The organism is Sphingomonas hankyongi, assembly GCF_023516575.1.
Lineage (GTDB): Bacteria > Pseudomonadota > Alphaproteobacteria > Sphingomonadales > Sphingomonadaceae > Sphingomicrobium > Sphingomicrobium hankyongi.
This window is the reverse complement of sequence record NZ_JAMGBE010000002.1, coordinates 449,966-469,636: the sequence shown is the minus strand read 5'-3', so window position 1 is coordinate 469,636 and position 19,671 is coordinate 449,966. Positions and strand designations below refer to the sequence as shown.

Annotated in this window: 27 protein-coding genes; 16 read left to right on the top strand and 11 right to left on the bottom strand. The window is 59.9% G+C overall.

Annotated features, from left to right (window positions below):
* Window positions 1-270 precede the first annotated feature (270 nt).
* Window positions 271-930: a DUF6766 family protein gene (locus LZ538_RS06985; protein WP_347402756.1), complete on the top strand. Its 660-nt coding sequence runs from the start codon at window positions 271-273 to the stop codon at window positions 928-930.
* Window positions 931-1,186: 256 nt separating this feature from the next.
* Here the strand turns inward: LZ538_RS06985 and LZ538_RS06980 are convergent, their stop codons facing one another.
* Together LZ538_RS06980 and LZ538_RS06975 are read right to left on the bottom strand one after the other, a co-directional pair.
* Window positions 1,187-1,399 carry a hypothetical protein gene (locus LZ538_RS06980; protein WP_249831271.1) on the bottom strand — a complete coding sequence of 71 codons (213 nt, stop codon included), beginning with the start codon at window positions 1,397-1,399 and terminating at the stop codon, window positions 1,187-1,189.
* A gap of 12 nt (window positions 1,400-1,411) precedes the next feature.
* Window positions 1,412-1,738 (bottom strand): hypothetical protein, encoded by a 327-nt coding sequence (locus tag LZ538_RS06975; protein WP_249831270.1) that lies wholly within the window; start codon window positions 1,736-1,738, stop codon window positions 1,412-1,414.
* 970 nt (window positions 1,739-2,708) lie between these two features.
* Here LZ538_RS06975 and LZ538_RS06970 point away from each other — a divergent pair.
* The 5 genes from LZ538_RS06970 (at window position 2,709) to LZ538_RS06950 (ending at window position 6,590) form a co-directional block, all read left to right on the top strand.
* Entirely contained in the window at window positions 2,709-3,017 is a 309-nt protein-coding gene (locus tag LZ538_RS06970; protein ID WP_249831269.1) for a response regulator, read from the top strand.
* Between the two features lie 592 nt (window positions 3,018-3,609).
* A complete protein-coding gene (locus tag LZ538_RS06965; protein WP_347402744.1) occupies window positions 3,610-4,200 on the top strand; it encodes a PilZ domain-containing protein in 591 nt (196 codons plus the stop codon).
* A 284-nt stretch (window positions 4,201-4,484) separates the two neighbouring features.
* A complete protein-coding gene (locus LZ538_RS06960) occupies window positions 4,485-4,718 on the top strand; it encodes a hypothetical protein (protein WP_249831267.1) in 234 nt (77 codons plus the stop codon).
* On the top strand, window positions 4,711-4,935 hold the full coding sequence (locus LZ538_RS06955; protein ID WP_249831266.1) for a hypothetical protein: 225 nt from the start codon (window positions 4,711-4,713) through the stop codon (window positions 4,933-4,935). Before LZ538_RS06960 ends, LZ538_RS06955 begins: the two co-directional genes overlap by 8 nt.
* Before the next feature lie 581 nt (window positions 4,936-5,516).
* Complete coding sequence (locus tag LZ538_RS06950; RefSeq protein WP_249831265.1) at window positions 5,517-6,590, top strand: sensor histidine kinase; 1,074 nt, start codon at window positions 5,517-5,519, stop codon at window positions 6,588-6,590.
* 136 nt (window positions 6,591-6,726) lie between these two features.
* Here LZ538_RS06950 and LZ538_RS06945 read toward each other — a convergent pair whose 3' ends face one another.
* Together LZ538_RS06945 and LZ538_RS06940 are read right to left on the bottom strand one after the other, a co-directional pair.
* A complete protein-coding gene (locus LZ538_RS06945) occupies window positions 6,727-7,347 on the bottom strand; it encodes a hypothetical protein (protein ID WP_249831264.1) in 621 nt (206 codons plus the stop codon).
* 131 nt (window positions 7,348-7,478) lie between these two features.
* Window positions 7,479-7,688: a S1 domain-containing protein gene (locus LZ538_RS06940; RefSeq protein WP_249831263.1), complete on the bottom strand. Its 210-nt coding sequence runs from the start codon at window positions 7,686-7,688 to the stop codon at window positions 7,479-7,481.
* A gap of 329 nt (window positions 7,689-8,017) precedes the next feature.
* Here LZ538_RS06940 and LZ538_RS06935 point away from each other — a divergent pair, with 329 nt between their 5' ends.
* The 3 genes from LZ538_RS06935 (at window position 8,018) to LZ538_RS06925 (ending at window position 8,866) form a co-directional block, all read left to right on the top strand.
* Window positions 8,018-8,179, top strand: coding sequence for a hypothetical protein (locus LZ538_RS06935; RefSeq protein WP_249831262.1), 162 nt, complete (start codon window positions 8,018-8,020; stop codon window positions 8,177-8,179).
* Window positions 8,180-8,181: 2 nt separating this feature from the next.
* A complete protein-coding gene (locus LZ538_RS06930; RefSeq protein ID WP_249831261.1) occupies window positions 8,182-8,466 on the top strand; it encodes a zinc-finger domain-containing protein in 285 nt (94 codons plus the stop codon).
* Window positions 8,467-8,713: 247 nt separating this feature from the next.
* On the top strand, window positions 8,714-8,866 hold the full coding sequence (locus LZ538_RS06925) for a hypothetical protein (RefSeq protein ID WP_249831260.1): 153 nt from the start codon (window positions 8,714-8,716) through the stop codon (window positions 8,864-8,866).
* Window positions 8,867-9,138: 272 nt separating this feature from the next.
* On the opposite strand, the gene LZ538_RS06920 is transcribed toward LZ538_RS06925, so the two are convergent.
* Window positions 9,139-9,690: a hypothetical protein gene (locus LZ538_RS06920; RefSeq protein WP_249831259.1), complete on the bottom strand. Its 552-nt coding sequence runs from the start codon at window positions 9,688-9,690 to the stop codon at window positions 9,139-9,141.
* 542 nt (window positions 9,691-10,232) lie between these two features.
* Between LZ538_RS06920 and LZ538_RS06915 the strand changes: the two genes are divergently transcribed.
* The gene (locus LZ538_RS06915; protein ID WP_249831258.1) at window positions 10,233-10,844 is read left to right on the top strand and encodes a tyrosine-type recombinase/integrase; all 612 of its coding nucleotides are present in this window, start codon (window positions 10,233-10,235) and stop codon (window positions 10,842-10,844) included.
* A 414-nt stretch (window positions 10,845-11,258) separates the two neighbouring features.
* Window positions 11,259-12,035 carry a hypothetical protein gene (locus LZ538_RS06910; RefSeq protein ID WP_249831257.1) on the top strand — a complete coding sequence of 259 codons (777 nt, stop codon included), beginning with the start codon at window positions 11,259-11,261 and terminating at the stop codon, window positions 12,033-12,035.
* A gap of 86 nt (window positions 12,036-12,121) precedes the next feature.
* On the opposite strand, the gene LZ538_RS06905 is transcribed toward LZ538_RS06910, so the two are convergent.
* A complete protein-coding gene (locus tag LZ538_RS06905) occupies window positions 12,122-12,487 on the bottom strand; it encodes a hypothetical protein (RefSeq protein WP_249831256.1) in 366 nt (121 codons plus the stop codon).
* Between the two features lie 258 nt (window positions 12,488-12,745).
* Here LZ538_RS06905 and LZ538_RS06900 point away from each other — a divergent pair, with 258 nt between their 5' ends.
* The 3 genes from LZ538_RS06900 to LZ538_RS06890 all read left to right on the top strand — a co-directional run bounded on the left by LZ538_RS06900 (window position 12,746) and on the right by LZ538_RS06890 (window position 15,074).
* Window positions 12,746-13,849 (top strand): extracellular catalytic domain type 1 short-chain-length polyhydroxyalkanoate depolymerase, encoded by a 1,104-nt coding sequence (locus LZ538_RS06900; RefSeq protein ID WP_249831255.1) that lies wholly within the window; start codon window positions 12,746-12,748, stop codon window positions 13,847-13,849.
* A gap of 271 nt (window positions 13,850-14,120) precedes the next feature.
* Complete coding sequence (locus LZ538_RS06895; protein ID WP_249831254.1) at window positions 14,121-14,357, top strand: cold-shock protein; 237 nt, start codon at window positions 14,121-14,123, stop codon at window positions 14,355-14,357.
* A gap of 540 nt (window positions 14,358-14,897) precedes the next feature.
* On the top strand, window positions 14,898-15,074 hold the full coding sequence (locus LZ538_RS06890; RefSeq protein WP_249831253.1) for a hypothetical protein: 177 nt from the start codon (window positions 14,898-14,900) through the stop codon (window positions 15,072-15,074).
* A gap of 83 nt (window positions 15,075-15,157) precedes the next feature.
* Here LZ538_RS06890 and LZ538_RS06885 read toward each other — a convergent pair whose 3' ends face one another.
* From LZ538_RS06885 to LZ538_RS06865, 5 genes are all read right to left on the bottom strand, one after another.
* Window positions 15,158-15,376: a hypothetical protein gene (locus LZ538_RS06885; protein ID WP_249831252.1), complete on the bottom strand. Its 219-nt coding sequence runs from the start codon at window positions 15,374-15,376 to the stop codon at window positions 15,158-15,160.
* 238 nt (window positions 15,377-15,614) lie between these two features.
* A complete protein-coding gene (locus LZ538_RS06880; RefSeq protein WP_249831251.1) occupies window positions 15,615-15,806 on the bottom strand; it encodes a hypothetical protein in 192 nt (63 codons plus the stop codon).
* 307 nt (window positions 15,807-16,113) lie between these two features.
* Window positions 16,114-16,317 carry a hypothetical protein gene (locus LZ538_RS06875; RefSeq protein ID WP_249831250.1) on the bottom strand — a complete coding sequence of 68 codons (204 nt, stop codon included), beginning with the start codon at window positions 16,315-16,317 and terminating at the stop codon, window positions 16,114-16,116.
* Entirely contained in the window at window positions 16,314-16,538 is a 225-nt protein-coding gene (locus tag LZ538_RS06870; RefSeq protein WP_249831249.1) for a hypothetical protein, read from the bottom strand. Before LZ538_RS06870 ends, LZ538_RS06875 begins: the two co-directional genes overlap by 4 nt.
* The gene (locus tag LZ538_RS06865) at window positions 16,535-16,774 is read right to left on the bottom strand and encodes a hypothetical protein (RefSeq protein ID WP_249831248.1); all 240 of its coding nucleotides are present in this window, start codon (window positions 16,772-16,774) and stop codon (window positions 16,535-16,537) included. The genes LZ538_RS06870 and LZ538_RS06865 overlap by 4 nt, the downstream gene beginning before the upstream one ends.
* Before the next feature lie 413 nt (window positions 16,775-17,187).
* Between LZ538_RS06865 and LZ538_RS06860 the strand changes: the two genes are divergently transcribed.
* Together LZ538_RS06860 and LZ538_RS06855 are read left to right on the top strand one after the other, a co-directional pair.
* Window positions 17,188-17,448, top strand: coding sequence for a hypothetical protein (locus LZ538_RS06860; protein WP_249831247.1), 261 nt, complete (start codon window positions 17,188-17,190; stop codon window positions 17,446-17,448).
* 211 nt (window positions 17,449-17,659) lie between these two features.
* On the top strand, window positions 17,660-19,642 hold the full coding sequence (locus tag LZ538_RS06855) for a TIR domain-containing protein (RefSeq protein ID WP_249831246.1): 1,983 nt from the start codon (window positions 17,660-17,662) through the stop codon (window positions 19,640-19,642).
* The last annotated feature ends 29 nt before the right edge of the window (window positions 19,643-19,671 follow it).

The window sequence follows — 19,671 nt, the reverse complement described above, 5'->3', positions numbered from 1 at the left end:
GAGGCATCTTCTCCAAATTTGGCTTGCAGACCGGCGGGGTGCACTTCATCGTTTTGGGATCTTTTCATGCTCGCCGAACCTGCAAAAAACCGCTGAGCTTCAGTCAATTAACTTCGATTAGTGAAGAAGAGCAGCAGCGCTTAGAGTGGCCTCGGAACGCGCGCAATCGTCGGCTGTTATGACTGAACAAAACCGCGGCGCAATCAAGGAGCAGCCAATGCATAGGGCCGGCGCCGCGAGATCCGGACCACCTCAACCGTGTCCACGGCCATGAGCAGGTTCCTAAAGGACAATGGGCTAACCATCGTTCTGATGCTCTTGTTCGTTGTGAGCATTATCGGCCAGTTTCTAACCGGCTGGCACGTTCAAAACCAGCAACTGCAGCTGCACGGCGAACAGCCCATCGGCATTGTCGCTTTCCTAAAGGATCCCTTGTTTCTCGCGACGGTGTTCGAGAACTGGGAAAGCGAGTTCCTCCAGATGTCGGCTTATGTCGTTCTGACAGCTTTCCTGTTTCAACGTGGATCTGCCGAGTCCGCCGATCCGGACGAAGGAGCCCGCGAAGGCGATAGGCGGCCGCTCAAAACCCCGGCCGATGCGCCAGCTCCGCTTCACCGTGGTGCGTTGGCGCGCTGGCTGTACAGTCGCTCGCTAGGCATTGTGCTCGTGATTTTGTTCTTAGCTTCGTTCGTGATGCACTGGGTCTTCAGCGCGAAGGAGGCCGCCGCGGAGGCGGCGAGCCACGGGCAACAGACCATTCCAACGTTCGAGTATCTGACCAGTGCTCAGCTTTGGTTCGAATCGTTTCAGAACTGGCAAAGCGAGTTTCTGTCCACCGCTGTCATCGTGGTTCTGAGCATTTTCCTGAGACAGAAAGGGTCGCCTGAATCCAAACCTGTCGCCGCACCGCATGGTCAGACGGGGGTCTAACCTGATGGAAGATCTCTTTGGGAGCCAGTTCAACTTGGAATGAGCAATAAGCAAGCAAGGAGCTGGCGTCGTGAAATCCCGCCATCTTTAGCGGCAACTTGGCCGGTCGGCAGCCACTGCCAAAGTCGGCGATCAAAGAGAGAACGTCATTCTGACGTTTGTCCGCGCGTCGGAGAACCCTGCAAGCTTCGACCTGTGTCTAGACTGCACGGACCGCGCCTCAAGGCCCGCTCTCTCCTTTCGGCCGGGCCTTTTTTCAGGCCGAGGCGACAGGCACCTGCTTTTTCTTTCGGGGCGGGAGCAACCCGCCTTGCCACAGTTTGCAGCGGACGGCTTCCTGAGAACGACCCATGGCCTTGGCGATTTCGGCAATCGGACGGCCATCTTTCAGCGCGGTGTCGAGCAGATCGTAGTCCTCTGACGTCCACCGCGCGGCGTAATTGGGTTTACTGAACAGTCTCTCTACCATTCCCGCGCCACCCTAACGATCACCCTTGTCGCCTTCGCCCCGTTTGGGCGTAGTCTTGGAATCACGTTTTTGGTCCTGGGCGGAGCTACGCCCGACATCCTCGGACTCTTTGAAGCGCCCCTCCTTGTCGCGACGGACATAACGTTTATCGCTGCCTGTATCGATACGCTCGCGGGGCATTTCTTTAATCCTCCCACCGAACAACGCCGGAAACCAAAGCGCATCGCAAAACGTAAAATCCTGCGCGCGGTTCCTCTGTCGAAATGGCGACACTAATTCCTGGGCGCCGGTGGCGACAGCACCGTCAAGCCCGCAGCCTTCGCTCCGCAGTGCGAGCATTTCAGCCGCCCCTGGATCTTGAACTGGACTAGGCGGGAACGACGGTATGTCGCGCCTCGTTAAGTCTCTGATGAATTGCCTAAGGCCCCTGATCCGTGGATGGCGCGACAGCCTGAGAGGCAAGAGATTTCCGCGGCGGGTTACTGCGCCAGACGGGAGCGCTCGTTGGCAGAACGCGAGCGGCAGAAGTTTTGGCACCGTTGAAGAGGCCTGTGAGGCCTAGGAACCCCGAGCCGATCGGCTGCGCGACATGACTTCCTCGGCAACGCGCTCTTTCAACTGTTGGAGCGTGCCTATCTCGTGGCCGCAGTTCGCGCAGAGGATGCGAGTATCATCGGATTGCCCGCCCTCCAGATTGAAGCTGTTCTCGCCGCAAACAGCGCAGTTCAATTCGATGCGCATGCGCAATGGAAGCGCTCAAGTTGTTGGGGTGTCAATACGGTGTTCACGGATGCGCCGCAGCGAGTCCTTTTGGTGGCGGCTTCGCTGCACGAGGGCTAATTCCACACCGTTGCGCAAAGGCAACTTCGAATAATAACCCTCTGTATCTGGGAACGGCGATCATCCCGCTTAGTTCGCGGGTCATGGATACCGAGGAGCTGATCGCGAACATCCGAGCAAGGGTCGCTAAGTGCCGACAGCTCGCAAGACGTGTGAACGACCCCCGGACCACGGCAACGCTGCTGCAAATGGCTGAAGAGGGCGAGGCGGACATAAGGAAGCTTGAAGCTAGCCGTAATTAAGTGTTCGCACGCACGGCGGGGCCCGTTGCGACCCTGGCGCTCGTTTCGTCGCACAGCCGACATTGCATCTGGAGAAGTATGAGGTGCGGCGCTACCGCTGGGTGGCCCAGCGATGATCCCGCTGCGGCTACCGGAAATGACAAGAATGCCAGAGCCGATCATTCTGCTCGTGGAGGACGAGCCGCTCGTTTTATTGGTTGCCCAAGACGCACTGGAGGCGGGGGGCTTTGCCGTCATCCCAGTTCAGCTCGCCTCAGAGGCGGGTGAACATACTCGACAGTAGGGGCGCCGAGTTATCGGGCCTCGTGACCGACGTTCGACTGCCGGGAGGCACTGACGGCTGGGAAATCGCCCGCCATGCACGCAAACTGCGGACCGACTTGCCGGTCGTCTACACGACCGGAGACAGCGCCATTGACTGGCCGGTTCAAGGTGTGCCGCACAGCGTTGTCGTGCAGAAGCCATATGCAGGTGCGCAACTGCTCACGGCCATCTCAACTCTGATGACTGCGGCTGACACAAACAGAACGAGCTAAAGTCTGCTTTCGACCCATTTCAGACATCAAAAAATGTCAATTTGAGCCCTGCAAAATTTCACGCCTTAGTCGCTATACTTGGCGCGAAGCGCGGAGGCGGAAATGGCCAGGGGTATATGTCGAACGAAGTCCGAAGAGACCGGGGCGGAACACGCTCGCGTCGAATATGGAGGCGCGGGACCCTCTAGAGTTCCGCGGAGTCTATACGATCGCCACGGATACCAGCCGCCCTTTGAGCAACTCCCGCTATGCGAGGAATTTGATCGTGGAGAGTCCTAGAGGCCAGAAACGTCCGCTTTCCTTCGTCCGTGAAAGTGAATCTAGCCAGCCAATATCGTAGCTGCGGTTTCTTCGATCGTTCCCGCGACCAAGATCGCTTCGCTACCGGTGATGCCAATCTTGGTTTGACCGTTCTCGTGAGAGCGAAGCCAGGCGACGTTTTGCACAATCACCAAATAGTCGCCGCCGCGCGATTGAACGATACGATGTCTCCCCGCGCCTGCCAGCATTATTAAACTACTGTTTACAGCATCGATGCTAGGGAAGGCCGAGCCACTGTTGTCTAACGGGCCATTTCGTCGGAGCCCGTCCAGTGAACAAATCTGCCGCTAATCAAAGCGCTGAATGCCAATCCCAAACGGTCGATCGGGCCGCGCGTCGGTCAGTCGAGCTCCGCGGCTTCGCCGTTCTTGCCAACCGGCAGACGGCCTACTTGACCATCCTCGACCTGACTTATGACGGCTGCTGCGTCGAGGTGCGCACGGAATTACGGCCCGGCGATACGATCAAGTTGTGCGTGTCTGGGCGCGGAGCCATCGACGCGCAGGTAAGATGGTACGACCGTGGTCGTGCGGGGCTCAGCTTCACGCTTTCTCCTGCTGCGCGCGAGCGCGAGCTCAAGCCCCGAGTGGCCAAACGTTTTTCCGTTGACGTCGAGGTCGTTCAACGGAGGCCGGGTCATCCGAAATACAGGGTGCGATTAGTCGACATCTCGAGGTACGGGTGCAAGATCGAGATGGTCGAGCAAATGCGTGTCGGCGATCATCTTTGGATAAAGTTCGAACGTATCGAGGCGCTTCATGCCGAGATATGCTGGATAGAGAAGTTTCAGGCGGGCGTCAGATATCTCAACCCCCTCCATCCGGCGGTATTCGAGCTGCTGATAAAGCAGTTGAGCACTTAGCTCCTCGCCAAAGCATTGGAGGGCGGCAGCCCCCGGCAGGCTCGTAAGGTCAGTTTTCGACCCAAAGCTGCCATTAGCGGTTTCGACTGCTTTGCGCCCTTAGCAGCGATTGGCGACGCGACGCTCGAGATCCGCAAACGGACGCTCGTTCAGGTCTGGAGCTATCGAATGAACGTCAGACGCCGTTCATCGGAAACGTGCGAGGTATGGCCATCACCTGAGATCGCAACCGAGCGCCCTGTGACAGAGAGACCCTTCGTGCTCTCGCTCGCAGGAGATGAATTATGGAAAAGCGATATTGGCTCGGACGGAAGAGGGCATCCCTCAAGGCAGCGCAGAATGCCGTGAGCGCCGAGGCCCGGCTCATCCATTATGATCTTGCCGGTCGTTACAGCTTGAAAGCTCTTTCAGCCGAGACCGAAGCGATCAACCTGGCTGATGCGCTCCCACCGCCCATCTACGCCGGGGCACGCAATGGCGGTAGGCGCAATGGAGGTAAGGAGTGCTCCGATGCCTGAGCTTGCACAGACCCTTGCCTTCGTCGCGGCACTTCTGATGGTGATCTCGATTGTTATTTGGTCGAGCTGGCTCCGAGGTCCGCTGCTGCAGCGGCTCGACGGACAGCGGGCAGCAAACGCTGCACCGGCGGCTCTTGCCATGAAGTTGCTCATTGCAGCCTTCGGGGTCAGCGCCGTGGCAGCAATTCTGGCGATCGGCGGCTGGATCTCTCCTTAGGCGCGCGTCGACGAAGTTGCCCTACTGGCTCATCACTTCGCGAACTACCGCTTCCACTTCGCTCACGCGGAAAGGTTTGCTCAGAACTGGGTGCTGAGGCATTCGCGACCGAGCCGCGTCCACTCGGCCTGTGATGAAGATGACGGGTATCGGATTGTCCGAGCAGATAGTCTGGACCGCGTCGATCCCCGAACCGGGCTTCAACTCCACATCTGCCGTAATCAAACGCGGGCCTTTCTCGAGCCGCGGCTACTGCCTCGTCGAGTGACACTGCGAAATGAAACGAAGTGAAGCCGCATTCCCGAAGGACCTCCTCGATCGCGATGGCGATTAGATCGTCGTCCTCGATGATTAAGGCGTGCATGCGGCGCTCCGCCGAGGACGAGGAGTGCGATTGCACGCCAGCAGCGGTTCTCGGACGCGCCGGTGCTGATAGCTAAACTCGCCATAGCAGCGAACGGGCCAACTTTATTTAAGTTAGCTTTGTCGTGGAACAGTGTAAGGTGGGCGGACCACCGGATAATCGCAGGCGCGCCGGTTGCTGAGAGACGTGCGAAGCTCCCGCCGAACGGAGCAAATCGATGAAGCAGCTTTCCGACTTGGCCCAAGCGCAGGCGCTCGCGCTGGCGATCGTTGACACTTTGCCAGAACCATTCCTTGTGCTCGATGACGAGCTCCAACTCTTAGCCGGCAGTCGTTGCTTCTACGAGGTCTACGGCGAGGATCCCGCCAGTGCGCATGGCCGTTCCATGTTCGAGCTGTCGGGCGGGCAATGGGACATCCCTGGGCTCAGGCAGCTTCTTGCGGCCATCGTTGACGATCGCACCACCATCGACAGCTTCGAGTTTGAGCGTAGCTTCGCGAAGCTCGGCAAGCGGACGCTTCATCTGAACGCCTTGCCCATCCGCGATGAAAGCGGGTCAGGGCGGATGGTGCTGGTTGCGATCAAGGACATCACCGAGCGACGTGTGGCGGAGCAGGAGAAGCAACAACTCCTTGAACACACCGAGGAGCTGCTCGAACAGCAGAAGACGCTCCTGCGCGAGATGCGGCATCGCATCGCGAACAGCCTGCAGATCATTGCCAGCATCCTGCTACTGAAAGCGGGGGCAGTAAGTTCGGAAGAGACCAAGAACGAACTTCGTGCAGCTCACCAGAGGGTCATGTCGGTGGCTGCGGTGCAAAGCCACCTGCAGGCATCTGACGGTATCGAGCAGATCGAGATGGCCCCCTATCTTACGAAGCTGAGCTCGGGCCTCGCTTCGTCGATGGTCGACCCTCGGCAACACATCGACGTCGCGGTGAGTGCAGATCCAGGGGTGCTCCCCACGAGTCACGCGGTCAGCATCGGTTTGATTGTGACAGAGCTAATCATAAACGCCGTGAAATATGCATTTCCCGAAGTGCATTCGACCGCGCGTATTCGAGTGACTTTCGAGATGGCGAAATCAGACTGGCGGCTCAGCGTCGCGGACAATGGCACGGGACGACGCCAAGAGATGGAGCCGGGCGCATCGACGGGATTGGGCACCGCGCTCGTCGCGGCATTAGCTAAGCCGTTAAAGGCTCAAGTCTCCGAAACATCGTCAAGTGAGGGGCTCGTCGTGGCGGTAACCAAGGCGACATTTGAATCACGATTGCCGCGGGCGGCTTGAAGAACGCTTAGCGAGGACATCGAGTGCGCGACTGGCGGGACAGCGGGCTCATCGATACGGGCAACGCTCGGCAGACGTCGCTTGCAAAAAGGCGCCCAGCCAAAGCCGGGCGCCTTTCGCGTGACGAACTAAACTATCAACGCGCGATGTCGAGCAGTGCCAGGATCATCTGAGACTGACGGTCTATCTGGTAGACGCGCCCATTGTCGTAACCGTAGTAAACGCGAGCATCATCGACATACTGGCCGCGATACTCGGCTGGCAGGTTGACCATACGAGCGGTGGCGTGCTGGCCGATCCTTGCGTCACCGTTGAACCGATCGCCGGGGTGTAATCCCGCAAACCTGGCGTCGGGCACCCACTGCCCATTGGTACTGCCACTTTCCCAACTCGCCGTATCACCCCGGCGGCCGTTGTGATCGCGATTGGCGATACTGATGTCCTTGGCTAGTGCAGTGCTGCGTTGCAGCAACTGGGCGTGTTCACGGCCGCTGATGCCATTTGGACTGAACCTGCGTTCAAGGCGCACCAGCTGGCTTAGCTCTCCGCGCAAGGCGACGCTTTCACGCCGTGAGATCGTGCCCTGGCTAACACCGGCGTCGATCTGCATTCGGAGCTGCGGGCTGTAAGTGCGGCTGTGGCCCCACTGGGTAGGTGCAGACGCGTTCGGTGCCTGGCTGTAATTCGGCTGGGCCGAGGCGGGCGCCGCGAGCGAAAGCGTGGCAACGCCGGCCATCAGGGTATAAATCATTTTCATCGGATGTTCCTTTGGCTCCCCGGTCCGGGGGAGGCGGTCGCACCGCCAATCGCCCGGACCCCTTGAGGCTCGAACGATCGGCGTCGAAAAGCGGAACGGAGACGATCTTCGCCGCCGTTCGCGCCACTTGGTTAGATGGTCTGAAGGTTGAGCGCGCAGGGCTCGCGCTGGGGGTTCGTGCCCACGTCATAGGAAAGACGCTGACCGACTGTTGGGACGGCGTTGTTTTCCCACGAGAAGGCGCTCCGCTCAAAGCGAAGCATGTCGCCGCCGGTCTCCGGCTTGATCTCGCCGTGGCCGTTGCCGGTGTCAAACGAGCTGACGGTTCCGAAATATTTCATGTTGAGTTCCTTTGTTGGCAGACGCCGGAATGGCACCCTGCCGCTAGGAGACGTTAAAGATGGAGGAAGGTGCGGCTTAGCGCCCAAAACCGTCGATTGCGACTGGTAGCAACAGAGAGATAGCTGTTGGCGGCGAGTTAAACAAGTCCACCATCAAAATATAAATCATCGCAATTTTAAATGGTCTATAATAATCTCTTGCCGATCATCTAGTAATATCCTCGCCAATTCCCATATTGCACTTTGACAGATTATTATCGAGGAGAAGGGCGATGTTCGGATTTACTGGTGCTGATAGCGCAGAGACCGTCGTCCGAAAGCGGGGATACATGGCCGAGGCGCAGGCGCGCTGGCCCTTCCTCACCCACTTCGACGCCACCACAATCAAGAACGAACGGCAGCTGATCACAATGGTGAAAGAACGCTGCTCACGGTCGCAGGAAGAAGCGGAAGCCGACGTCCACGAATGGATGGATGGCAAGGCGTTCTAACGATGGAGACGGAGCGCCGCTCTCTGCCTGAGAGCCCGCTGTTCTTCAACGAGCGCGGGGTGAACAGCATCCAGATCGGCGTTGCAGCCTTTCATTGCATGGGTGCGATGCCTCCCCATGATCATCCGCACGTCTATCTCAACATGGGGGAGGAAACAGATATTCTGTGCTCATATTGTTCGACAGAATACCGCTTCAACGCTGCGCTCTCGTGGAATGAAACAATCCCCGAGAACTGCTGGGCGGCCGCAACGAAGCAGCCCCGCCCCGTTCCCCAGGTGCAATGAACAGGTGAGACACTTCGGACCGTCAATCGTTCGACGCCACGACTGGCCACGGTTCGATCTGCCCAAGTCGCGCCGACGGACTCATCAGCTTTCAAAAGGGCGCGGCTCTTTGGCAACGAAGCGTCGATCCGGTTTCTGGGCAGCGCTTGTCGTATGAGCTGGTCCTAACGGACGGCGGAGCACGAGCGGTCAAGCTGCGGAATGCTTGAGCGCATGCGTTTGGAGCAAATGATCGAAAGGAACCAAGATGAGTGCATATCCTGATGCCGAGCCCAGCAATGCCGAGCTCGAGCACTATGGCATCGAAAGAGTTCCCGCTGACACCTTCGTCTGGCAGGGCTACCGTTATACACAGGCGAGAGACGCCCTGGCGGCCGCGAAGCGCGCGGAGAAAGGATGAGTCGCGTAATCCTGCTTGCGTTGAGCGAGGCAGACGTAAGAACGCACTGCGCTCGCCTTGCGGTCGGGGTTTCGTCAATCGAAGATCTGTTGGGCGGCGGTGTCCGTTTGGTATGCCAGAGTAGCGCCGGCGCCGACACGATGAGGCACAAACTGCAAACGGCTGTGATCCGCGGTGACGTAGTTCGTGAAAGGGTTCGTCCGTCGAAGCATCGCAGGTGAGGCCTGAGAGCGTGCTTGGCCTACGATCGGCTAGATCGCTCTTATTGCATATCAATCGTCACTCGTCCCATCGAGCTCGTCTAGGATGCGTTCGGTCTCGGCGACCAGTCTCAGACGCTCTTGTTCATTAATTCCTGCCATTGCTAGGCCGCCGGCCAGCACGGATGCCGCATCGTCTGTCGAGATTTGTCGCAATCGCCGGTCAATGACTTTCAGCCGCGCAAGAATGCCCTCATCGTTCATCATGCTTTCCGCTTCGGTCGGAGATGTGGCAATCGCTGATGCGGGCCGGTCATAGGTTGTGGCAAGGACGGCGCCTGGCACTGGTGTGTTCCGCTTGATGAACGCCTCGGCCTCTCGCATCGTCGCGAACGCATGCTCGCTGGTTTCGCTTCCGTGATGTTCCAGGGTAACGACATACGGCAGGTCCGTCCGAGAGACGCGCATGACCCGGCCGCTCGTCGAGCTCATGTGACCACCTTCATTATCCCAGGATTGCTCCTCTCGTTTCGCTGCGTCGTTGGCGAGCTTGGTCTTGGCCTCCTCGGCTGCGGACCGAAAAGCGGTAAAACTTTTGTCTTTCGCTTTGTCGGGATCAGGCATGGGATTTCTCCTAAGCTCAGACGTCAGGCGCCACTAGCGGCCCTCTGATATGGGGACGCACGTGACGAGTTGCGAGCTGCTCCCCGCTTCGGCTCGGCCAACCTCAGGTGGGAAACTTAAGAGGGATTTGCACCTGCAGTGTTCGAGTGGTTCATGTGAACTAGAACCGCTGCTGAAACACCCTTGTTGTCCAACCGACTTCGACCAGCGGGCAGACTTTCAACGAAGGTGGAAACGCTGCGCGAAATACCCGAAACGTCGACGAGTATCAGCAACTCGGACCGGAATCCCGACTTGTCGTTTCGGAGTCGCTTGGGAGCAGGGTGGACGCCTGGCGCGAAGTACCTCGCTCTTACTAAGGCGAAATTGAAAGCGAAACTCGGCTAACGGCACCAACGGGTCAAAGGCTGCCGTAAGCGGATCGTCCGCTAACGGCCAGCTCCTGCCATACGAAGGGGTTAGGCTAATGTCTGCGTTCCACCCATTGCGGACCTTAGAGCGGCTGCCGGCCGTAGCTTTCCAGCACACGCTGGAGGCACCCCATGTTCTACACACTCGCGTTCAATTCGACTGGTCGGAAGCCCACTGGCGCGAAGCTCGCGCTGAAGCCTTTCCACGTGTGGGGGATCAGGGTCCGATTGCAGGTTGCAAACCGCGTCCGTGACCTGGCGCTGTTTGACTTGGCGCTCGACAGCAAGCTCCGCGGCTGTGACCTGGTGAGGCTCCGGGTTTCCGATCTCGTGTCTGCCAGCGGAGTGAAGCGCCGCGTGATGATCCTTCAGCGAAAGACTGGACGTCCGGTTCAGTTCGAGGTGACTGAACAGGCACGCCGATCGATTGGTGCCTGGGCCGAGAGGAAGCAACTTGGCAGTGACGATTGGCTCTTCCCCAGTCGCTTGAAGCCCGGGCACCATCTGAGCACGCGCCAGTACGCGCGGCTGGTCGATGAGTGGGTGGTGATGGTCGGCCTCGATCCGGCCGCTTACGGCACACACAGCCTGCGCCGAACGAAGGTTGCGCTGCTCTACAAGAAGACGGGCAACCTAAGGGCGTGCCAGCTTCTTCTGGGTCACACAAAGCTGGAGAGTACCGTGCGCTATCTGGGAGTCGAGGTAGACGATGCGTTGGAGCTCTCAGAGGCGCTGGAGCTCTGAGGCAAAGATCCTTCCACGCTTTCCACACGTACCTGTGTTCCTCTTACGTTCTCCACGCGTTAGCGAGCGGTCATGTCTACCAAGCACGTCCGCACCGCCGCCGATCTGATCCGCTTCAAGACGGCTCTCAGGGTCGAGTGCACCAGTTGTGGCAACTCGCGGACGATGAGCGGCTTTGATGTCGTGAAACTGTGCGGAACTGAGGATCTGAGGCGGCTCCAGCACCGGTTTAAATGCACGCTCTGCGGAGCACGGGAGGCGAGCCTTACGGTCCTCTCACCGCCTCCACCCAGGAACTAGCCTCGATGTCTGATTTGGGTGCAAAGCCGACATTAGCGCTCGCTTGGGGGCAAAGAGAATGGAGTGGCCTTTTCTGGCGCTTTGGCGATACTACTACAATTGACCCGGGGGCCTATGCTGCAGAAGCTCAGCGAAGGACAGCGGCGCACTATCGCTCATTGGGCCATGGAGTTCGTCGTTGTGGTTGCGGGCGTGCTACTGGCTCTATGGCTTCAGGAGATGGTTGCCCGCGCCGGGCAGCGCGAGGCGGCGAAGGCGGCCGAGGACGCCATCCATGCGGAGTACGACTATAATCTTACGGTTCTGTTGGCCATGAACGTCCTAGTCGATTGCCAGTCGACGCGCCTCAAGGAGATAGAAGCGGCGCTGGCAAATCCCAAATCGGCAAAATCGATCGGCGAAGACTATTTCGACGACGGAAAACAGCGCGCCTATCCAGGGATATATACGACGTTTGACGCCGATATCGCAGACATGGCCTGGCAGAGTGCACAGGCCAATGGCACTCTCTCGGGGATTGCTCAGGATAGGTACCGCATTCTCGCCGGCCTCCATGACAATTTCCAGGCTATCGAGCGCGCGACCGGCGAGGATGCGGATGCAGCGAGAGACTTGCAGGTCCTGCGCTACAACCTGCCACTCTCAGCCGACCGCCGAGGAGAGCTTTTGGGATCAATGTCCATACTCAGCCAGAATCTCCATTCCCGAGCCACCCGCTTTGCGCCGTCCGCCATCGCTCAAGAATTCAAGCGCGTGGGCTGGAATGACAAGGCCGAGATCGACAAGAGGATTGCCGAATGGAAATCGGGCATGAAGTCCTTTGGCGTGACCTTGAAGGCGTGCGCCAAGCCAGTCGAGAATCCATTTGCCGCGCAGCCTCGGCATTCGTGAGCACAGCATTAGTGTCCGCAATGGGTCGAAAGCTGACACTCAAAGAGGTCCAGTGGGTGATGGAGACCGCCCGCGGATACCGGATGTTACGGACCTGCGGATCGCAGTGACTGCGCGGTGACCAAGCCGACGAGCAGCCCCTGCAGCTGGTGCTCGGCATTATCAACGATCTCTTGCAGCAGGTTGAGTCCCTTCGCTGCAGTCTCGATCGAGGCGGTTGCAAGGCTCGATTCGACATCGATCGCAAACCTCCGCGCGAGTGCCACCTTTTGCGTGATTTCGTTACTGGCTGCATCTTCGGACTCGGACCAGACAGCCGCGAACTCCCCCTTCAGACCGGACCAATCTGCAGTCCTGCTTTCCAGGTCCGCGATCTGGATCAGGCAATTGCGGTAAAATTCTTGATGGTTCGCGCGAAGACCATCGTCGCCGCTCCTTTTTCGTCCAAACATTGACCCCCCCGCTCCCGCTGATGCCCGATCCGCCCCGCCCTTGATTCGCGTTTGCCCGATAATCTCGCGTCGATTCATAATGCCCGCAATGGGTCGATTGCTGACGGCAGGTTTGGGTGGAAAGCGGACACTGGGAGATTGGCTGTGCGCAAATGTCGGGTCGCGGTCTAACAATCGGCAGTCTGGGACCCCATTATTGTGCAGTGCAGCATGATCGGGCGACAGCCGTCGTCGGGGCCGCGCCAAGGAGGAATCTCGATGCGCGGCCTGGGAAACACTGTCTCACGTCTCGTGGCATTGCGCCGCACCATGCATGCCGTCAACGCAAACGACGACGGCCGGCTCGATGCCCTGACAGGATTTGGCACTAACCCCGGCGAGCTCGATGCGCGGATCTACGTGCCGGTCAATCCGCCGACTGCGCTGGTTGTGGTGCTGCACGGCTGTACCCAGAGCGCGAACGTCTATGATACGGGCAGTGGGTGGTCGGAGCTGGCCGAGCGGCATGGCTTTGCGGTTCTCTTCCCACAGCAACGCCGGTCCAATAATTCAAACCTCTGCTTCAACTGGTATCTCCCGTGCGATGCGCGACGCGGTCGCGGCGAGGCCTTGTCGATCAGCCAGATGGTTCAGCACGTGGCCGCCCGATACGGGCTCGATCGGTCGCAGACCTTCATCACCGGCTTGTCGGCGGGCGGCGCGATGACCGCGGTCATGGTGGCCTCTTACCCTGAGTTGTTTGCCGGAGGGGCAATCATAGCCGGCTTGCCGTTCGCCGGCGCCAATAGTCTGCCGGAGGCCCTGGAGCGGATGCGCGGGCAGGGATTTCCTTCCCGTCGGGAGCTATCGGCCCGGGTCAGGGCGGCAGCGGACCATGAGGGGCGTCCGCCTGCGTTGTCGGTGTGGCACGGGACACATGACGCTATCGTCGACCCGGCCAACGCCACGGCCATCGTCGATCAGTGGCGCGACCTGCATGGTCTTGGCGACGTCAGTGGGGCGGTAGAGGCCGTGGCCGGCCATCGTCGAGAAAGGTGGTTCGACACGCGGGGGCGTCCTGTCATCGAAAGATACGACATCCGCGGGATGGGTCACGGGACGCCGCTGGACACGCGCGACGACCATGCATGCGGCAAGGCCGGGCCGCACATGCTAGACGCCAACATTTGCTCGACGCGGCTGATTGCGAACTCGTGGGGATTGGTCGCCGAAGGCGTCGAGCAGCGTGAGCCCTTCCACGGTCCAAAGCGTCTTGGCGCAGCCGTAAGCCCGCCTGGGCCAATGCCCTTCACGACGCAGAGTTCGAGCGGTGTCGGGGCTGTCATCGAAGATGCTCTCCGCGCTGCAGGCTTGATGCGTTAGATGTTGCTGTGCCTAAAGTCGCCGCGCTTCATCCTACGAGCATGGGCCGTAGTGGATGGAAAGCGGACATTACGTTCGCCACACGGCATGCGCTTTTCGACCGGAAGCACACACGCGCTCTTATAATTTTGCCGCCGAACCCCTACATACGCCTTGCTACTAGTCGCAAACTGACGGTCTCTGGCGCTTTGCGGCTCCTTTTTCCTTCTCACGCAGCTCCTAGCAGGAGGAGTCCGATTCCCGGACTCCGCACGCAGAAGGAAACTTCCAAATGCCAATCGGCAAAGTTAAATTTTTCAACGAATCCAAGGGCTACGGCTTCATCCAGCCCGAGGGCAGCGGCAATGACGCTTTCGTCCACATCAGCGCGGTCGAGCGCGCCGGCTTTCACAGCTTGGTCCAGGACCAGCGGCTTAGCTACGACCTCGAACAGGATCAGCGCGGCAAAACCAGCGCCGTCAACCTGAAGAGCGCCGACGAAGCCGAGCAGCCCGCCACCGAGGCCTGAGCCACGGGCGATGTCGGCCGCAACTCAACTCCAATTCTACCGCGCCCGGGCCGACCAAGCCCGGGCGGACGCGGACGCGGCGGCACTCGGCCATGTGCGCGAGCGTTGCCTGCGCTCGGTCGAAGCCTGGGAAGCGCTTGCTTCGCGGGCAGCGAAATCGGAGGAACTGCGGGCCGCCGAAGCAATCAGAAAGGCGGACATCACCGCCGAAACGAGACATGAAAACACTATTCGAGACATTGGACCATCGGGTCCGGAAGACTCGCGCTAAAGCGGGCACGACGAACAATACGCAAAAATTCGCGCCGCGGCCGCGCGGCCCCCACGACGCGGTAGCCTACGCGGCTGCGCTCGAAGTGCTCGGATAAGTAGCAGTTTCCATCTGGGAGGGACGCTTGGGGTGGAAAGCGTACGTTAGCTGCGGCCCTAACAATTCGCCGTCCGCACCCTATATCAGGACTATCGCTGGCTCGGTTCTCGTAGGCGCCAGCGGCTGAGAGACGAACGCGCTCCCGCTTACAGCAGTGGGAAGGACTGTTCGTGGATTTCAATTCCTTGCGTCGCCGGCACCAGCTTTCGTTGATGAAGGCTGACGCGTCGCTCACCCCGGACCAAAGGCTCGCGCACGAACAGTTCGCGGACGATTATGCGAGGCAGGTTGGCGAGGCCCGCGCTGCTCGCGGCGCCGCGCCCGCCCTTCCGGGAAGCATCACGTGAATCCCAACGCAGGGCCGGAGGATGCTGCGCAGGATCGGCCCAAGAGGATGATGTTCCGCAAGCGCACCAACGCGCCGCGCCCATCACCCGAACAGATGCAGCGACAGAATGATGTCCTCCAGCGCGCCTGGCAGCACTTCGGTGCGGCCCCGTCGGTCATCGCCTTCCTCAACACCCGCCACGACCAGCTTGAGGCGCAGCCGCTGCATCTGGCGGTCGAGAGCGCCGAGGGACTTCAGCGAGTCGAGAGGCTTCTCGAGGAAATGGCCCTCAGGGCCTAGGCGGGATAGGCGCTTTGTCATCCAATCCGCCTTGGGACCCTTTCGAAACTGGTCAGCGCGCCGCGGCCGCAACGCAGGTGGTCCACGTGCCCGGCCACCCGTTGCCCTATCACGCCATTCTGACGCGCAGCAGCGGCCGCGCGTTTCAGCGTGCCTTCGCCACAATGCGCGAAGCGGAAGCCTTTATCCGCAGCAACAGCTCTGCCACTGCGCCAAGGCTATCCACCTTGTACGACCGGCCCGCGCCAGCGCCTAAGCCCTAGTTGCCGTCGTCGCCCAGGCGGACGTTGAGCTTCGCCAGGCGCTCCTTCAGGTTCGCGATATTCTCGGTGCTCGTCGGCTGGAGCTGCCGCTCGTCGTCCTCGTCGATGTGTGTGACTGCGCCGGATTCGATGCCTTTGATCAGCTTCAGCAGCCTGTCACGCTCCTCATGCCAATTCTCGGCGCTCACAATGGCCCCCATGCCCTAGTGCCAAAGAAGCAAGGGGCCGTTTCTTCCATGGGGGCAGTCCAGGACCTCGACCACCGTTTGACCATTCGGGCGCCGGACCAAAGTTCCATTGGCCCAGCTTCGGCGCTCTTTTCCGCAAACAGCTTCGCGCACAAGTCATTAAACGATCGAAATCTTTCCGCCGGGGGAAGGTGATCGGGATGATTAAAGAGATACAGCTGATACTCGCTCATCGTTGGTTTGGTGCCTTTCAACTCAATGCGCGCCAGCCGATCAGTCCACCCTTGTCGATCGCCATCGCTACTGCTCAATGACGCCGGGTGCGACTGGGACCGCTGTAACTTTCGGCTGCTCCGAGCAGCTTAGGTCGGCGAGACCAGGCCACGGCGCTGTGCTTGAACCTGATCCGCGGCCAGCCGTCGAGTGTCTCGTCAGCTCGCGCCAGGTCAGCGAGCGACCCACCTTCGATTTCCCATTCGAGCAACCCATGCTCGCTCGGGATCGCGATCACCACAGGGGCCGCACGGGCCGGAACCGTTCGCGCCGGACTTCGCCCTCAATGATGTGTCTCTTAAGGTTCGACTGGATCTGAGCCGCTCCATATCCGCTCATGCAAACCAATCGCAAACCGCCGTCAGGAAGTGCCTCGAGCGCGGAGATTGCGATGTTTTGGTCACGGCAGTGCTTGATGACGTCCGCCTCGGTCATTGCGAGGTTGAACGCGCGGCTCACTTTGTGCCTCGCTTAGCAGCCGCAATGGCATTCGATGCATTGCTGTAGCGGTATCCGCCCCATTCGTAGACAGCCTGAAGAATCACCGGGACGTCATAGCGGTCGAGTTCGGCACGAGCGCCGGGCGGTCCGGCGGCAGCTTGCCGAGCGTAGGACGCGGCAAGTTGTTCAAGCTTCAGCTCGATCGCCCTGTCCGGGATAGGGTCGACAAGCGGATGGCGGTAGGGGTGGTTCATGGACATGCTCCGGCGCTGCAAGCGGGAGCATGAAAAGACTCTCAGCCATCGACGCCTGCGGGAGGAATTGCCGATGATGGGACGCCATTAGCACACCGGCGCCCAATTAGCTTCGCCTTTTCAGCCCGCCGAGCCTGAGAGGCCGGCTGCGAAAGCGTACGGATTTATCCACATCGATCACGAACTGGGCGCTCAGCGACTAGTTGCCGATACTACCTTGGATCACTGTCGTGCGCGGCCCTTTGCTGGCCACTAATGGCAGCTTTGGGTGGAAAGCGGACATTATCGCCAGATTAGGTCAATCGGCTGATGGGGCGTATACGAGACACATCAGGCGACGACCTCCAACTGTGAGCATCCGCCTGACCGAGAGAATTCGTCGTGCTCCCGCTTGCTTCGCCAGGAGCACAATCATGCTTCCGCCAGATCAAGATTACTTCCGCTTGCGTGCGGAAGAAGAACGCCAACGTGCGTCACAAGCCACCTCTGCCAACATCGCAAACATCCACCTCGAACTGGCTGCCAAGTATGACGAACTTGTCGCGATTCATTCGCTACCTTCCGACGGACGCGACGGGGGAGGTTTTGATCCCGACGACCCCGTTCTCCAGAACGCGGTTGGCCGACGGCTGTCGGCAGCGGCGGCAAGGTTGAAGGCCGGATTAGAACTTTAGTGTGAGCGAACCTAATGTGTGATTTGGGTCGAAAGAAGACCTAAGCCCTCAGCGTCCGGAAGGGGTGGGGCGAGGTCCTGCGCAATCCGCTAACTGCGAGCGCCTCTGGATCGGCGTTAGTGCGAACAAGCGAGCCAATCGCTTTCCCGGAGTGATTTCGCTCCGTTGACTTGGTAGTTGCCCCGGCGCAGCGTGCGCGACCGGAGGGCGGATGGCGGCCATTTTCCTTAGCTACGCGCGGGAAGACCGAGCGTGCGCTGAGAAACTCGCCCGTGCACTTGAAACCGCCGGCCACGAGGTCTGGTGGGACCGGCGGCTGGACGGCGGAGAAGAGTTCTCTGAGGAAATCGAAGCTGCATTAGAAAAGTCCGATGCGGTTGTCGTCGCCTGGTCCAAGGAATCCATCAAGTCTCGGTGGGTGCGTGACGAGGCAGGAGTAGGCGGAGACAAAGGGAGGCTGGTCCCCGTCAGCATCGACGGTTCGCTCCCGCCGATGGGCTTTCGCCAATTCCACACGGTCGATCTAACCGGCTGGAAAGCCGCAAAGCGTGACGTACGCACCGCTGAATTGCTGCGGTCGGTTGAGCGGCGGCTGCAGGGCAAGGAGGAGTTGCCGCCGACCTCGCGTACTGCGAAGCTCCCGCGTCCCGCTCGGGTCTTGGGCAGACCGTCAATCATCCTCGCCGCGATGCTTGCATTTTTGCTCGCGACTGCTGGCGCCTACTTTTATCTAAAGGGCGATCAGTCGAGCAGCGCTTTGAAGCCGACGATCGGCGTGCTGCCCTTCACTTCGTCCGATGCCGAATTGCGTCAACTCGGTTTGCAGGCTCGTGACTCGCTCGGGCACACCTTCTCCCAGAGCGGCGTGCCGGTGCGGCTTATGGATTCCGCTCCGCAAGCGGATCGCTCCCCCGTAGACTTCTTGATCTCTGGCGACTTGAGCAGGACCGCGGGCAAGATCCTAGCCACTGTCAGACTAGACGAAGCCGCCAGCCAGGTGACGGTTTTCTCACAACGGTTCGAGGTATCTCGCGAAGATGTCGGCAACTTGCCGGAGCGCATCGGTGCGCAACTCGCCGGCAACCTCACCTGGGCATATCCGATGATGTTGCTGGACCGCAGACGGCCAATAGATCCGGCTCTGCTGGCAGACCTTCTCCAAGGCGAGAACTTCGCCGGTGATCGCTTCGGGCTGCAGCCATATCAAAACTTGAAACGCGTTGCGGCGAAAGCGCCCAGCCTCGCCGCCGCCCAAATCGGGGTGGCCTTCAATACATCGTTCGTACTGGATCAGATCCCGCGCGACGAACGGCCCGGAGAGGTGGTCGCGGCGCGAAGTGCCGCTGACCGCGCGATCAAGATGAGCCCTCGCTTCGGCGATACTTATGCGGTTTGGTGCAACCTTCACAGCGAAGCGCTCTTAGCAGGGTGCGAGGATTCTCTTCGCGCGGGCCGGCGCGTCGATCCCGACGCGCCGTTCCTCAACGCCTTCCTGAGTCACCTGCTCCGGTCGGTAGGCCGCCCGGGCGAGGCGCTGGAACTCGCAAGGTTAAGCTACACGCATGACCTCTATGTGCCGACGAAGATCTCCTGGATGCTCAAGATGCTCGAATATGTCGACGAGGGTGATGAAGCCGAGGAGCTGTACCAGCAGGGCGCGCGTTGGTGGCCTGAATTTAAAGGGTCATTCTTCCGTGACCGAATTTCAGGCGTGATCGATCGAGGCGATTTCCAAGCGTTGCCCGACATCGAGCGCGACATGGATGCAAAGAAGCTTCTTCCGCAGTACGCGGGGTCCGCTCCTCTCGTCGCCGCGTTGAAAACGAAATCGGTTGGCGCTGCGAGGCGAGCCTGCACCGATGAGGATGACTACTGGCTAAGTGTTTCCTGCATGCTCGTGCTTGCTAGGCTCGGCGATGAGGATGGCGCTTACGCAATCGCCGACAGGCTTTACCCACAGCGCGTCGGCCAAACACCCGCTGAAACCGAGCGCATCTGGTTGGATGACCCATTCGGCGCGGGGTCGCTAGAGTTCATCACGTCCCCGTCGGCGGCACCGATGCGCCGTGACCCGCGCTATCTCCAACTCGCGCAGCGTGTCGGTCTGCTCGACTATTGGCGGAGCGGTCGCCCGCCCGATTTCTGCCGCAAGGACCCGGAGCCTATCTGTCCCCAATTGCTGAAGCGGCGCTGATCGCGGTTCATTTTCCTCGTATTTAACAA